General features: G+C 69.7%; 12 protein-coding genes. 8 read left to right on the forward strand and 4 right to left on the reverse strand.

The window, feature by feature from the left end; translation table 11 throughout:
* Positions 1–359 precede the first annotated feature (359 nt).
* Together ppdK and dusB are read right to left on the reverse strand one after the other, a co-directional pair.
* Entirely contained in the window at positions 360–3,068 is a 2,709-nt protein-coding gene (gene ppdK / locus ACGFYY_RS25980; RefSeq protein WP_365280673.1) for a pyruvate, phosphate dikinase, read from the reverse strand.
* A 364-nt stretch (positions 3,069–3,432) separates the two neighbouring features.
* Complete coding sequence (dusB, locus tag ACGFYY_RS25985; protein ID WP_393712880.1) at positions 3,433–4,593, reverse strand: tRNA dihydrouridine synthase DusB; 1,161 nt, start codon at positions 4,591–4,593, stop codon at positions 3,433–3,435.
* A 33-nt stretch (positions 4,594–4,626) separates the two neighbouring features.
* On the opposite strand from dusB, the gene ACGFYY_RS25990 reads away from it, so the two are divergent.
* The 4 genes from ACGFYY_RS25990 (at position 4,627) to ACGFYY_RS26005 (ending at position 8,802) form a co-directional block, all read left to right on the forward strand.
* The gene (locus tag ACGFYY_RS25990) at positions 4,627–6,078 is read left to right on the forward strand and encodes an MFS transporter (RefSeq protein WP_365280679.1); all 1,452 of its coding nucleotides are present in this window, start codon (positions 4,627–4,629) and stop codon (positions 6,076–6,078) included.
* A gap of 171 nt (positions 6,079–6,249) precedes the next feature.
* The gene (locus tag ACGFYY_RS25995; RefSeq protein ID WP_393712843.1) at positions 6,250–7,326 is read left to right on the forward strand and encodes an aldo/keto reductase; all 1,077 of its coding nucleotides are present in this window, start codon (positions 6,250–6,252) and stop codon (positions 7,324–7,326) included.
* A 21-nt stretch (positions 7,327–7,347) separates the two neighbouring features.
* On the forward strand, positions 7,348–7,941 hold the full coding sequence (locus ACGFYY_RS26000) for a TetR family transcriptional regulator (protein WP_393712845.1): 594 nt from the start codon (positions 7,348–7,350) through the stop codon (positions 7,939–7,941).
* A 138-nt stretch (positions 7,942–8,079) separates the two neighbouring features.
* Complete coding sequence (locus tag ACGFYY_RS26005) at positions 8,080–8,802, forward strand: VC0807 family protein (protein WP_393712847.1); 723 nt, start codon at positions 8,080–8,082, stop codon at positions 8,800–8,802.
* Positions 8,803–8,881: 79 nt separating this feature from the next.
* On the opposite strand, the gene ACGFYY_RS26010 is transcribed toward ACGFYY_RS26005, so the two are convergent.
* A complete protein-coding gene (locus ACGFYY_RS26010) occupies positions 8,882–10,264 on the reverse strand; it encodes a glycine--tRNA ligase (protein WP_365277035.1) in 1,383 nt (460 codons plus the stop codon).
* A 155-nt stretch (positions 10,265–10,419) separates the two neighbouring features.
* Between ACGFYY_RS26010 and ACGFYY_RS26015 the strand changes: the two genes are divergently transcribed.
* From ACGFYY_RS26015 to ACGFYY_RS26030, 4 genes are read left to right on the forward strand one after another with little or no spacing between them, the layout of a single operon-like run.
* Positions 10,420–11,397 carry a metal ABC transporter substrate-binding protein gene (locus tag ACGFYY_RS26015; protein ID WP_393712849.1) on the forward strand — a complete coding sequence of 326 codons (978 nt, stop codon included), beginning with the start codon at positions 10,420–10,422 and terminating at the stop codon, positions 11,395–11,397.
* A gap of 27 nt (positions 11,398–11,424) precedes the next feature.
* Positions 11,425–12,216 (forward strand): metal ABC transporter ATP-binding protein, encoded by a 792-nt coding sequence (locus ACGFYY_RS26020; protein ID WP_365277040.1) that lies wholly within the window; start codon positions 11,425–11,427, stop codon positions 12,214–12,216.
* Complete coding sequence (locus ACGFYY_RS26025; protein WP_365277029.1) at positions 12,216–13,082, forward strand: metal ABC transporter permease; 867 nt, start codon at positions 12,216–12,218, stop codon at positions 13,080–13,082. Before ACGFYY_RS26020 ends, ACGFYY_RS26025 begins: the two co-directional genes overlap by 1 nt.
* Before the next feature lie 51 nt (positions 13,083–13,133).
* Positions 13,134–13,562, forward strand: a complete 429-nt coding sequence (locus ACGFYY_RS26030; protein ID WP_078626133.1) for a Fur family transcriptional regulator — start codon at positions 13,134–13,136, stop codon at positions 13,560–13,562.
* Here the strand turns inward: ACGFYY_RS26030 and ACGFYY_RS26035 are convergent.
* On the reverse strand, positions 13,559–14,104 hold the full coding sequence (locus ACGFYY_RS26035; protein WP_365277026.1) for a hypothetical protein: 546 nt from the start codon (positions 14,102–14,104) through the stop codon (positions 13,559–13,561). The two genes, ACGFYY_RS26030 and ACGFYY_RS26035, sit on opposite strands and share 4 nt — an antisense overlap.
* Position 14,105 lies beyond the last annotated feature (1 nt).

Consider the following 14,105-nt stretch of genomic DNA (forward strand, 5'->3'; position numbering starts at 1 on the left):
TCCCCCCGCCCCATGAGTATGCACGCCGTCACACGTTGTCACCACGCCCTTTCGGCCACAGTTGAAACCCCTTTCGGCGGGGGCGTGACAACCGAAATCCTGTACTCCGCCGGGCACACTCCGGTGCGACCGAAACGCTCCGCGAAGGCCGTGGGGGGCTTTGCGGGGCCTGGCGGTCGGTCGCACCGGGAAGCGCCGACGTGCCCGGCAGAATGACAGCGGCGGTGGACGGGTGGGGATCCGTCCACCGCCTGCTGGCGTAAAGATTTGTTGAACAACAAAAATAGGCGCGCCCGCCCCCGGGCAGTCAGGGAACCCGGGGACAGGCGCGGTCTATGGGGCCCTTGGCGGGCCAGGGGTCAGCGGCTGTCGCTGCCCTTCGCCTCGGCGGCGGCACGGCCGGCCTCCAGGCGCGCCACCGGAATCCGGAAGGGCGAGCAGGAGACGTAGTCGAGGCCGACCTCGTGGAAGAAGTGGACGGACTCGGGGTCACCGCCGTGCTCGCCACAGACGCCGAGCTTGAGGTCGGGACGGGTGGCCCGGCCCAGCTTGGCCGCGTGGCGCACGAGGGAGCCGACGCCGTCCTTGTCGATGGTCTCGAAGGGCGAGACCCCGAAGATGCCCTTCTCCAGGTAGGCGGTGAAGAAGCTGGCCTCGACGTCGTCGCGGGAGAAGCCCCACACCGTCTGGGTCAGGTCGTTCGTGCCGAAGGAGAAGAACTGCGCGGCCTCGGCGATCTGGTCGGCGGTCAGCGCGGCGCGCGGCAGCTCGATCATCGTGCCGATGGTCAGCTTGAGCTCGGTGCCGGTGGCGGCCTCGACCTCGGCGATGACGGCGTCGGCCTCGTCGCGGACGATCTCCAGCTCCTGGACGGTGCCGACGAGCGGGACCATGATCTCGGCGCGCGGGTCGCCCTTGGCGTTCTTGCGCTCGGCGGCGGCCTCGGCGATCGCCCGGACCTGCATCTTGAACAGGCCGGGGATGACCAGGCCGAGGCGGACACCGCGCAGACCCAGCATCGGGTTCTGCTCGTGCAGCTTGTGCACGGCCTGGAGCAGGCGCAGGTCGTTCTCGTTGGCGTCCTTGCGGGACTCGGCGAGGGCGACACGGACCGACAGCTCGGTGATGTCGGGCAGGAACTCGTGCAGCGGCGGGTCCAGGAGGCGGACGGTGACGGGAAGGCCGTCCATCGCCTCGAAGAGCTCGACGAAGTCCTTCTTCTGGAGCGGCAGGAGGGCACTGAGTGCCTCGTCGCGCTCACCGTCGGTGTCCGCGAGGATCAGTCGCTCCACGAGTTCACGACGCTCGCCGAGGAACATGTGCTCGGTGCGGCACAGGCCGATGCCCTGGGCGCCGAAGCGGCGGGCGCGCAGCGCGTCCTCGGCGTTGTCGGCGTTGGCGCGCACCCGCAGGCGGCGGACGCGGTCCGCGTAGGCCATGATCCGGTGCACGGCGGCGACGAGCTCGTCGGCGTCGTCGGCGCCGGCGTGCATGCGGCCCTCGAAGTACTCGACGACCGGGGACGGTACGACGGGTACCTCACCGAGGTAGACCTTGCCGGTGGAGCCGTCGATGGAGACGACGTCGCCCTCTTCGATGACCGTCTCGCCGACCGTCATGCGGCGGCGCTTGGTGTCGACGTCGAGCTCCTCGGCGCCGCAGACACAGGTCTTGCCCATGCCGCGGGCGACGACGGCGGCGTGCGAGGTCTTGCCGCCGCGCGAGGTCAGGATGCCCTCGGAGGCGATCATGCCGTCCAGGTCGTCCGGGTTGGTCTCGCGGCGGATCAGGATGACCTTCTCGCCGGAGCGGGACCACTTGACGGCCGTGTACGAGTCGAAGACGGCCTTGCCGACCGCCGCGCCCGGGGAGGCGGCGATGCCGCGGCCGAGCAGGGTGGTCCTGGCGCCCTCGTCGAAGCGCGGGAACATCAGCTGCGCCAGCTGGTGGCCGCTGACGCGCTGGAGGGCCTCGGCCTCGTCGATCAGGCCCTGGTCCACGAGCTGGGTGGCGATGCGGAAGGCGGCGCCGGCGGTGCGCTTGCCGACACGGGTCTGGAGCATCCACAGCTGGCCGCGCTCGATGGTGAACTCGATGTCGCAGAGATCCTTGTAGTGGGTCTCCAGCGTCGTCATGATCGTCATGAGCTGGTCGTACGAGGCCTTGTCGATGGCCTCCAGGTCGGCGAGCGGCACGGTGTTGCGGATGCCCGCGACGACGTCCTCGCCCTGGGCGTTCTGCAGGTAGTCGCCGTAGACGCCCGCGTGACCGCTGGCGGGGTCGCGGGTGAAGGCGACGCCGGTGCCGGAGTCGGGGCCGAGGTTGCCGAAGACCATGGAGCAGATGTTGACCGCGGTACCCAGGTCGCTCGGGATGCGCTCCTGGCGGCGGTAGAGCTTGGCGCGGTCGGTGTTCCACGAGTTGAAGACGGCCTCGACGGCGAGGTCGAGCTGCTCGCGGGCGTCCTGCGGGAACTCGCGGCCGGCCTGCTTGGCGACGATCTTCTTGAAGCGGGTGACCAGCTTCTTCAGGTCGGCGGCGTCGAGGTCGGTGTCGACGGTGACCTTCTTGGCGGCCTTGGCCTCGTCGAGGGCTTCCTCGAAGAGCTCGCCGTCGACGTCCAGCACGGTCTTGCCGAACATCTGGATGAGGCGGCGGTACGAGTCCCACGCGAAGCGCTCGTCGCCGGCCTGGGAGGCGAGGCCCTTCACGGAGTCGTCGGACAGACCGATGTTCAGGACGGTGTCCATCATGCCGGGCATCGAGAACTTCGCACCGGAGCGCACGGAGACCAGCAGCGGGTCGTCCGACTGTCCGAGCTTCTTGCCCATCTTCGCCTCGAGGGCGGCAAGGTGGGCGCTGACCTCTTCGCGCAGCGCGGCCGGGGCCGTGCCGCTCTCGAGGTAGACCTTGCAGGCCTCGGTGGTGATGGTGAAGCCGGGAGGGACCGGCAGACCCAGGTTGGTCATCTCGGCGAGGTTGGCACCCTTGCCGCCGAGAAGGTCCTTGAGGTCGCGGTTGCCCTCGGTGAAGTCGTAGACGAGCTTCTGATCTTTGTTTTCCGACACGGGTCTCGACTCCTCGAGGCTCGGTGGCTGCCCTGACGGCCAGGAACATACCCAGATCGAAGGCTTATGGGTACGTCCACTTGGTCGTCATACGGCTGTAACCACCCGTGCGCCAGCAGATCGAAAGTAACTCATGGGTAATCAGAAAGTACGAACAGCCTTCATGTCCCGAAGGGTGGGGGCCCTCTTGAGGCCTGATCACGCTCGGATGAGCGATCATCGATACATTTGCGTTCAAGTCTTGAACGCACAAAGGGTGGCACCCAGTGCCACCCTTTGAAAGTCTTACCCGTGACTTCTGTGCTCATCTGAGCGAAACCCTTCCCATGCGTGGCGTATATCACGCACCACGGAGGGCGATTTGTCAGCCTCCGGAGGTGTCCACTTCAGCGTCCTCGCTCACACCCGCGCAGTCGTACGGGTCCTTCAGCCAGCCGTCCGGCAGGACAACTCGGTTGTTTCCGGACGTCCGACCGCGAGGCCCGTCCGCGCTCTCCGGCCATGCTTGATCCAGATCGAGCTCGCTCAGATGAGCGTCCAACTCGGCCAGGGAGGAGGTGACCGCGAGCTTCTTGCGCATCTCGGAGCCCACCGAGAAGCCCTTGAGGTACCAGGCCACGTGCTTACGGAAGTCGATCACCCCGCGCGCCTCGTCGCCGATCCACTCCCCCAGCAACTGGGCGTGGCGGTGCATGGTGGTGGCCACCTCGCGCAGGGTGGGCTTGTGGAAGTCCTCGGGGCGCCCCTCGAAGGCCGCCACCAGGTCGTTGAAGAGCCACGGCCGCCCCAGGCAGCCACGGCCCACGACCACGCCGTCGCAGCCCGTCTCGCGGACCATGCGCAGCGCGTCCTCGGCGCACCAGATGTCGCCGTTGCCGAGCACGGGGATCTCCGGCACGTGCTCCTTGAGGCGTGCGATGGCGTCCCAGTCGGCGGTGCCGCCGTAGTGCTGGGCGGTGGTCCGGCCGTGCAGGGCTATGGCGGTGACGCCCTCCTCGACGGCGATCCGGCCCGCGTCGAGGTAGGTGAGGTGCTCGTCGTTGATGCCCTTGCGCATCTTCATGGTGACCGGCAGGTCACCGGCGCCGGCGACGGCCTCGCGCAGGATCGCGCGCAGCAGGTTGCGCTTGTACGGGAGGGCGGAGCCGCCACCCTTGCGGGTCACCTTGGGGACGGGGCAGCCGAAGTTGAGGTCGATGTGGTCGGCGCGGTCCTCTTCGACGATCATGCGGACCGCCTTGCCGACCGTGATCGGGTCAACCCCGTACAGCTGAATCGAGCGAGGCTTCTCGGTCTCGTCGAAGTGGATCAGCTGCATGGTCTTCTCGTTGCGCTCGACCAGGGCCCGGGTCGTGATCATCTCGCTCACGAACAGCCCCTTGCCGCCCGAGAACTCCCGGCAGAGGGTACGGAACGGGGCATTGGTGATACCGGCCATGGGCGCGAGCACCACCGGGGGCTGCACGGTGTGCGGGCCGATCGCGAGAGGCGGAGGGAGCGTGGTCATCCGCCCATTGTCCCGCATGCCGAGGGGGTGGGGGGGACGTAGCATCGGCGCATGATCGAGCCGAGTCCCCGGCAGCGCACGCTCGTCCTCGCGATCTGCTGCATGAGCCTGCTGATCGTCAGCCTCGACAACACGGTGCTCAACGTCGCTCTGCCCTCGATGCGCCGCGACCTGGACGCCTCGGTCGCGGGGCTGCAGTGGAGCATCGACGCCTACACCCTCGTGCTGGCCTCGCTGCTGATGCTCGCGGGCTCGACGGCGGACCGGATCGGGCGCCGCAAGGTGTTCGTGGCCGGTCTGGTGGCCTTCACCGGCGGCTCGCTGCTCTGCTCCCTGGCCCCCAGCCTCAACTGGCTCATCGTCTTCCGGATGGTGCAGGCGGTCGGCGGGGCGATGCTCAATCCGGTGGCGATGTCGATCATCACCAACACCTTCACCGATCCCGCCGAGCGGGCCCGGGCCATCGGTGTGTGGGGTGCGGTCGGGGGCATCTCCATGGCGGCCGGCCCCCTGATCGGCGGGGTGCTGGTGGACTCCGTGGGCTGGCGCTCGATCTTCCTGATCAACCTGCCGATCGGTCTGGCGGCGTTCGCGCTGACCCTGCGGCACATCCCCGAGTCCCGCGCGGCCCGGCCGCGCCGCCCGGACCCGCTGGGGCAGGTGCTGGTCATCGCCCTGCTGGGCAGCCTGACGTACGGGATCATCGAGGCCCCGGCCGCCGGCTGGCGCTCGCCGCTGATCATGGGGTGCGCGGTGGTGGCCGTCGCCTCGTTCCTGGGGCTGCTGATCCACGAGCCCCGCCGCGAGGAGCCGCTGATCGATCTCCGGTTCTTCCGGAGCGCACCCTTCAGCGGGGCGACCGTGATCGCGATCAGCGCTTTCGCCGGACTGGCCGGTTTCCTCTTCCTGAACACGCTGTACCTCCAGGACGTCCGAGGGCTCAGCGCCCTGCACGCCGGGCTCTACATGCTGCCGATGGCCGGCCTGACCGTCCTGTTCGCCCCGCTGGCCGGGCGGCTGGTGGGCAGTCGGGGGCCGCGGATCTGCCTGCTGATCGCGGGCGTGGCGATGGCGTCGAGCGGGCTGCTGTTCGCCCTGTTCGAGGCCGAGACGTCCAACCCGCTGCTGTTCGCCGGGTACATGCTGTTCGGGCTCGGCTTCGGCATGGTGAACGCGCCGATCACCAATACGGCGGTGTCCGGGATGCCCCGCTCCCAGGCCGGGGTCGCCGCCGCCATCGCCTCCACCAGCCGGCAGACCGGCGGCACCCTGGGCGTGGCGGTGATCGGCTCGGTGCTGGCGGCCGGGCTGGCGAACGGCTCCGACTTCTCCGGGGCGGCCCAGCCGGCCTGGTGGATCATCACGATCTGCGGGCTGCTCGTCCTGGTCGTGGGCGCTGCGACGAGCGGCGCGTGGGCCCGGGCGACGGCGGAACGGACCGCCCGCACCTTGGAGGAGTCGGTCGGCGCCACGGCGACGACGACGGGGTCGCCGCGCGGCTGAAGCCGCCCTCCGGGCGCCTCCGGGTCCTGCCCTCCCCTCCCTCTCCCTCTCCCTCACCCTCTCCCCCCTCGTTCTCACCCTCTCCGCGGCCGCACGGCGCCCGCGGGCCCCCCTCGACACTGACGAGTGACAGATATTGAAATCTGTCACTCGTCATGCCATTCTCGTTCCATGACGAAGAACGAGAGCACTCGCACCCCTACGACCGACGACCACCGCACCCTCGACCGCACTCTCGGCAGGACCGGACCCACCGTCTTCCCGCTGGGGCTGGGCTGCATGGGGATGTCCGCCCTCTACGGCGAGGCGGACCGCGCCGAATCCGTCTCGACCATCCACGCCTACCTGGACGCCGTTCCCGACGGCACGCACACGCTGTTGGACACCGGCGACTTCTACGGCATGGGGCACAACGAACTACTGATCGCCGAGGCCCTGCGCACGGCACCCGTCGAAGCCCGCGAGCGCGCGCTGACCAGCGTCAAATTCGGCGCGCTGCGTACGGTCGAGGGCGGCTTCACCGGTTACGACGGTCGGCCGGAGGCCGTCAAGAACTTCCTGGCGTACTCGCTCCAGCGGCTCGGCCGGGACCACATCGACATCTACCGGATCGCGCGCGTGGACCCGGACGTGCCGATCGAGGAGACCGTCGGGGCCATCGCCGAGGCGGTCGAGGCGGGGCACGTGCGCCACATCGGCCTCTCGGAAGTCGGCGCGGACACCTTGCGCCGGGCCGCGGCCGTGGCCCCGATCTCCGACCTCCAGATCGAGTACTCGCTGATCTCCCGCGGCATCGAGGCCGAGATCCTGCCGACCGCCCGCGAGCTCGGCATAGGGATCACGGCGTACGGGGTGCTGTCCCGCGGCCTGATCAGCGGTCACTTCACCCGCGACCGCGCACTGGCCCCGGGCGACTTCCGCGGCATGAGCCCCCGCTTCCAGGGCGACAACCTGGACCGGAACCTCGATCTCGTGGAGGCGCTGCGCAAGGTGGCCGAGGGCAAGGGCGTGAGCGTCGCCCAGACCGCGATCGCCTGGGTGCTCGCGCAGGGGCCGCGGCACGGGGTCGACATCGTGCCGCTGGTGGGCGCCCGGCGCCGGGACCGGCTCGCCGAGGCACTGGGTGCCATGGACGTCACCCTGGACGCCGCCGACCTGGCCGCTGTCGAGGAGGCCGTCCCGGCGGGCGCCGCGGCCGGGGAAAGGTATCCGGCGGCCCAGATGGCCCACCTCGACAGCGAGCACTGAGCTGACGGTACGGTCGTACCCATGCCCCCCGCTGCTGCCGAGCCCCTGACTCCCGAGCGCATCCTCGCCACCACCGAGGAGGTGCTGCGTCGCTTCGGCCCCACGAAGGCGACCGTGGTGGACGTGGCGCGCGCCCTGGGGGTGAGCCACGGCAGCGTGTACCGGCACTTCCCGTCGAAGGCGGCGCTGCGCGAGGCGGTCACGGACCGCTGGCTCGCCAGGAGCGTGGTCATGCTGGAGGAGATCACTTCGGCCCCCACCGGGAGCGCCCCCTCCAAGCTGGAGGCGTGGCTGGAGGCCCTCTTCGAGGCCAAGCGCCACAAGGCGGGCGACGACCCGGAGCTGTTCGCCACCTACACCGTGCTCCTCGCCGAGAACAGCGGCGTGGTCGACGCGCACCTGACCGAGCTGATCGACCAGCTGGGGCGGATCATCGCCGAGGGCGTCGCCGCGGGCTCGCTGGCCGCCGACGACGTACCGGCGGCGGCCCGCGCGGTCTTCGACGCCACCGGCCGCTTCCACGACCCGCAGTACTCGGCCGACTGGCTCTCGCCGACGATCATCACCGAGTTCGAGGCGGTCACCGCTCTCGTGATCCGGGGCCTGCGCGCCTGACGCGGGTCGGCCGCCATCCGGAAGCAGACAGTCCGGACAACTTGATGATCATTTTGGGTGCGTTCGGGTTGTTCGCGTCCCTTCAAAGTCCTTACGGTCCCCCTACCGCACGTCATCAGGCACATCTCAGGGGGAACTTTGTCCACTCCGACAACCCACAACGCACGGCCGGCACCGCCGAAGCGCTCGCGCGGTGCGGCCGCCCTCGGCTGGATCCTGACCATCGGGCTCAACGTGGTCGCGCCGATCATCACGTACAACACGCTGACCGAGAGCCACGGCTGGAGCGAGTTCTCCGCCCTGCTGCTCAGCAGCGCCTGGCCGGTGCTCGACAGCGTCATCAGCCTGGCCTGGCGGCGCAAGGTCGACGAGTTCGCCGTCGTCACCCTGGTGTTCCTGGTGATCACGGCCGTCGTCTCGCTCGTCGGCGCGCACTCGGCCCGCGCCCTGCTCATCAAGGACTCGGGGATCACCGGGCTGTTCGGGCTGCTCTGCCTGGCGACGCTGCTCGCGCCGCGCCCGCTGATGTTCTACTTCGGCCGCAAGTTCGCCACCGACGGCACCCCGGAGAGCACCGCCTGGTGGAACGGCCTCTGGCAGTACGAAGGCTTCCGCACCACCATGAACCGGATGACGCTGGTGTGGGGCCTCACGTACGTCGTCGAGGCCCTCGTCCGCGTCGTCCTCGCCTACACGCTGCCCACCAAGACCATGGTGGTGGTCAGCCCGATCATGATCTACGGGGTACTGGCCGCGCTCGGCGTATGGACCGCCATGTACGGGAAGCGGTCCCAGGCCGAGGGAGAGCGGCGCGCGGCCGAGGCCGAGGCCGCGGCCGCCCAGGCCGCCACGACGCCCTGACCCCGCCGGGTCCCGCGGAAAGACCGGTGGCCCGGTGCGCTGCGAGCGCACCGGGCCACCGGTCTTCGTACGGCAGGACCTAGCAGCCGAGCAGACGGCTGCCGAGGTAGGCCTGGATCTGGTCCAGGGACACGCGCTCCTGCTTCATGGTGTCGCGCTCACGCACGGTCACCGCGTTGTCGTCCAGGGTGTCGAAGTCGACGGTGACGCAGAACGGCGTACCGATCTCGTCCTGGCGGCGGTAGCGGCGGCCGATGGCGCCCGCGTCGTCGAACTCGATGTTCCAGAACTTGCGCAGGTCGGCGGCGAGGCCCTTGGCCTTCGGCGACAGATCCGCGTTGCGGGACAGCGGCAGGACCGCGACCTTGACGGGGGCCAGGCGCGGGTCGAGGCGCATCACGGTGCGCTTCTCCATGACGCCCTTGGCGTTGGGGGCCTCGTCCTCGATGTACGCGTCGAGCATGAAGGCGAGCATGGCGCGGTTGACACCGGCGGCCGGCTCGATGACGTACGGGGTGTAGCGCTCGCCCGTCTCCTGGTTGTGGTAGGTCAGGTTCGCGCCGGAGGCCGCCGAGTGGGACTTGAGGTCGAAGTCGGTGCGGTTGGCCACACCCTCGAGCTCGGAGAACTCGGTGCCACCGAAGTTGAAGCGGTACTCGATGTCGGCGGTGCGCTTCGAGTAGTGGCTCAGCTTCTCCTTCGGGTGGTCGTACCAGCGGATGTTCTCCTCACGGATGCCGAGGTCGGTGTACCAGTTCCACCGCTCCTGCATCCAGTACTCCTGCCACTGCTCGTCCTCGCCCGGCTTGACGAAGAACTCCATCTCCATCTGCTCGAACTCGCGGGTGCGGAAGATGAAGTTGCCCGGAGTGATCTCGTTGCGGAAGGACTTGCCCATCTGCGCGATGCCGAAGGGCGGCTTCTTGCGCGAAGTGGTCTGCACCACGGCGAAGTTGGTGAAGATGCCCTGGGCGGTCTCGGGGCGCAGGTACGCCTTCGAGCCGGTGTCCTGGGTCGGGCCGAGGTGGGTCTCCAGCATGCCGGAGAACTGCTTGGGCTCGGTGAACTGGCCCTTCACACCACAGTTGGGGCAGTTGATGTCGGCAAGACCATTGGCGGGCATACGGCCGTGCTTGGCCTCGTACGCCTCTTCAAGGTGGTCCGCGCGGTGGCGCTTGTGGCAGGAGGTGCACTCCGTCAGCGGGTCCGAGAAGGTCGCCACGTGGCCGGAGGCCACCCAGACCTCGGGGGCCAGGATCACGGAGGAGTCGATGCCGACGATGTCCTCACGTCCGGTGACCATCGCCTTCCACCACTGGCGCTTGATGTTCTCCTTGAGCTCGACACCGAGCGGGCCGTAGTCCCAGGCGGCCTTGGTGCCGCCGTAGATCTCACTGCACGGGAAAACGAAGCCACGGCGCTTGCTCAGGCTGACGATGGTTTCGATCTTGTCGGCGGCCACGGTGCTCTCTTCATTACGAGGACGAACGGCGAAGCCTTTAGGTTACCGGCGCCCGCACCCCCCCTTTCAAATCGGTTCCCCTTCCAGGCCGGGCCGCCCGAGCCCCCCACCTGGGTTTTTGACAATCGTTTCCATCTTTGATGAAAATGGATGTCATGAACGTACGCCGCCTCATACCCACCGCCGCCCTCGCCGGAGCCGTCGCCCTCGGCGCCACGGCCCTGACCGCCTGCTCGGGAGCCGCCGCCGGCGCCGATGGCGGCAAGGACGGCAAGGTCGGCGTGACGGCGTCGTTCTACCCCATGGCCTTCCTCGCCGAGCAGATCGGCGAGGACCACGTGAAGGTCGACAGCCTGACCAGGCCCGGCGTCGAACCGCACGACCTGGAGATCACCCCGAAGCAGACCGGACGGCTCGGCGAGGCCGACGTCGTGGTCTACCTCAAGGGCCTGCAGCCCGCCGTCGACAAGGCCGTCGGCCTGTCCGGCGTGAAGAACGTCGTCGACGCCGCGACCCTCACCGAGCTGGAGGTCCACGGCTCCGCCGGACACGACCACGGCGCCGAGGGCCACGCCGAGGGCGAGGGCCACGACCACGACCACGGCGAGGCCGGCCGGGACCCGCACGTCTGGCTCGACCCCACCAAGTACGCGGAGATCGCCAAGGGAGTCGGCGCCGCCCTGGAGAAGGCCGACCCCGAGCACGCCGCGGACTACAAGAAGAACACCGACGAGCTGGTCGGCAAACTGACCGCTCTGGACACGGAGTTCAAGGACGGCCTGCAGAACGCGGCCTCCAGGACCTTCATCACCACCCACTCCGCCTTCGGCTACCTCGCCGAGCGCTACGCCCTCGACCAGGAGGCCATCTCCGGGGTCGACCCCGAGTCCGAGCCGAGCCCGGCCCGCATGAAGGAACTCCAGGGCCTCGCGAAGCAGGAGAATGTCTCCACCGTGTTCTTCGAGACGCTGGCCAGCGACAAGACGGCCCGGACCCTCGCGGCGGACACCGGTCTGAAGACCGACGTCCTGGACCCGCTCGAAGGAATCACCGACAAGTCCCAGGGCGCTGACTACTTCGAGGTCATGCGGTCCAACCTGAAGAACCTCCAGAAGGCGCTCGGAGCCAAGTAGATGACAGCAGCAACGGAGGCGCGAGCCATGCAGTCGACGCCGGCACAGTCAGCGGACCAGCCCGTCATATCCCTGCGCGGGGCCACGGCCTCGCTCGGCTCGCGCCCCGTGCTGCGCGGCGTCGACCTCACCGTCCGGCGGGGCGAGGTCGTCGCCCTGCTCGGCGCCAACGGCTCCGGCAAGTCCACGGCCGTGCGCGCCGTGGTCGGCCAGGTCCCGCTGACCGAGGGCGAGCTGTCCCTCTTCGGCACCGAGTTCAAGCGCTTCCGCTCGTGGTCGCGCATCGGGTACGTCCCGCAGCGCACGACGGCGGCCGGCGGCGTCCCCGCCACCGTCCGCGAGGTCGTCTCCGCCGGTCGGCTCGCCCGCTCCCGGTTCGGGATGCTGCGCAAGGCCGACAAGGCCGCGGTCGAGCGCGCGCTGGCCCTGATCGGCATGGAGCAGTACGCCTCCTCCTCGGTCGACGCCCTCTCCGGCGGCCAGCACCAGCGGGTGCTCATCGCCCGGGCGCTCGCCGTGGAACCCGAACTGCTGATCATGGACGAGCCGATGGCCGGCGTGGACCTCGCCAACCAGGAGGTCCTCGCGAACGCCCTGCGCGAGCAGAAGGCCCTCGGCACCACCCTGCTGCTCGTCCTGCACGAGCTGGGCCCGCTGGAGCCCCTGATCGACCGGGCCGTCGTCCTGCGCGACGGCTGTGTGGTCCACGACGGACCGCCCCCGGAGGCCGTGGGACAGCACGCGTTGCCCGGCCACGACCACGTACACCCCCACGCGGCGCACGACGCCGAGCCCCTGCGGACGGGACTGCTGAGCTGATGGACCTCCTCGAATACGCCTTCATGCAGCGGGCCCTGATCGCGGCCGCGCTCGTCGGCCTCACCGCGCCCGCGATCGGCACGTACCTCGTCCAGCGCCGCCAGGCGGTCATCGGCGACGGCATCGGCCACGTGGCCCTCACCGGCGTCGGCCTCGGCTTCCTGCTCAACACCAGCCCCGTGTGGATGGCCTCCCTCGTCGCCGTCGTCGGCGCGGTCGGCATGGAGCACATCCGCTCCCGCGGCAAGACCAGCGGCGACATCGCCCTCGCGATGCTCTTCTACGGCGGCCTGGCCGGCGGCGTCATGATCATGCACATGGCGGGCGGCTCCACGGCCACCCTGAACAGCTACCTCTTCGGCGGTATCACCTCGGTCGCGCCGGAGGACGTCTGGGCCGCGGTGATCCTCGCCGTGGTCGTGCTCGCCGTCACCGTCGGACTGCGTCGCCAGTTGTTCGCCATCAGCCAGGACGAGGAGTTCGCCCGGGTCACCGGCATGCCGGTGCGGGCGCTGAACCTCCTGATGGCCGTCACGGCCGCCCTCACCGTCACGGTGGCGATGCGGATCGTGGGCCTGCTGCTGGTCAGCGCCATGATGGTGGTCCCCGTCGCGGCCGCCCAGCGGGTCACCCGGGGCTTCGCCGCGACGCTGTCGCTGGCCATGCTGATCGGCGTGCTGGTCTCGCTCAGCGGCGTGACCACCACGTACTACCTCGACGCCCCCTCCGGCGCGGCGATCGTGCTGCTCGCCATCGCCGTCTTCGTCGTGATGGCGGCCGTGTCGACGCCCCTGGCCAGGCGCCGGGCCAAGGCGGCCGGCGCCGCCACCGAAGAGGTCTGCACGAGGGACGATGTGAAGGTCTAGAAAGGTCGGCCGCCTGGCACAATGGGCCGAGGCCGATACGAGGAGGAACCGGTGGCGACTGCGCCTGGCGAGATGAATACCGCGCCAGTACGAGGACGATCCACCCGGCAGCGGGCCGCGGTCGCCGCGGCGCTGGACGAGGTGGACGAGTTCCGCAGCGCCCAGGAACTCCACGACATGCTCAAGCACCGCGGCGACTCCGTGGGCCTGACCACCGTCTACCGCACCCTCCAGTCGCTCGCGGACGCCGGCGAGGTCGACGTCCTGCGCACCAGCGACGGCGAGTCCGTCTACCGCCGCTGCTCCACCGGCGACCACCACCATCACCTGGTCTGCCGCAAGTGCGGCAAGGCCGTCGAGGTGGAGGGCCCCGCCGTGGAGAAGTGGGCGGAGTCCATCGCGGCCGAGCACGGCTACGTGAACGTGGCCCACACGGTGGAGATCTTCGGCACCTGCGCCGACTGCGCGGCCGCCGGCTAGAGCTTCCGCAGGTTCCGGCCGAGGATCCCCCGCAGCCGTTCGACGTCGGCCGGCTCCTGGGCTCCCCGCTTCGGCAGCACCGCGAGGCAGCTCGCGCGCGGGCCCCCGAGCAGGACGAAGAGCTCCGGAGTCTCCGCGAAGTCCGTGAACAGCGTCCAGTCGGACGTGTAGGACATGGTCTCGCCCGTGGTCGCGGCGCCCCGCTCGTCGACCTCCGTGCGGCACTGGCCGTACGTGGCCATCGCCCCGTGGAGCCGGCGCGCCATGCCGCGCCGGCCGCGCGCGGCGCCGAACAGCCCGGCGCCCAGTGCCAGCACCAGACCCACCCCGAGGGCGACCGGCAGGAGCCCGCGGGACACGCCGAACCCCAGCATCAGGCTGGTCGTGAGCAGCGGGGGCAGGGCCGTCTCCACCCGGCCCGCCCCCGTCCTACGGGCGCGGACCCGGATGGCCCCGTGGAAGTCCTCGAGCGTCGGCAGGTACACGAACACCGCCGACTCCGTGTCCTGCGTCCGCTGCGTGTGATCCTCGTCCAAGTGCATG

Origin of the sequence: Streptomyces sp. NPDC048331 (assembly GCF_043201215.1) — a bacterium.
Taxonomy (GTDB): Bacteria; Actinomycetota; Actinomycetes; order Streptomycetales; family Streptomycetaceae; genus Streptomyces.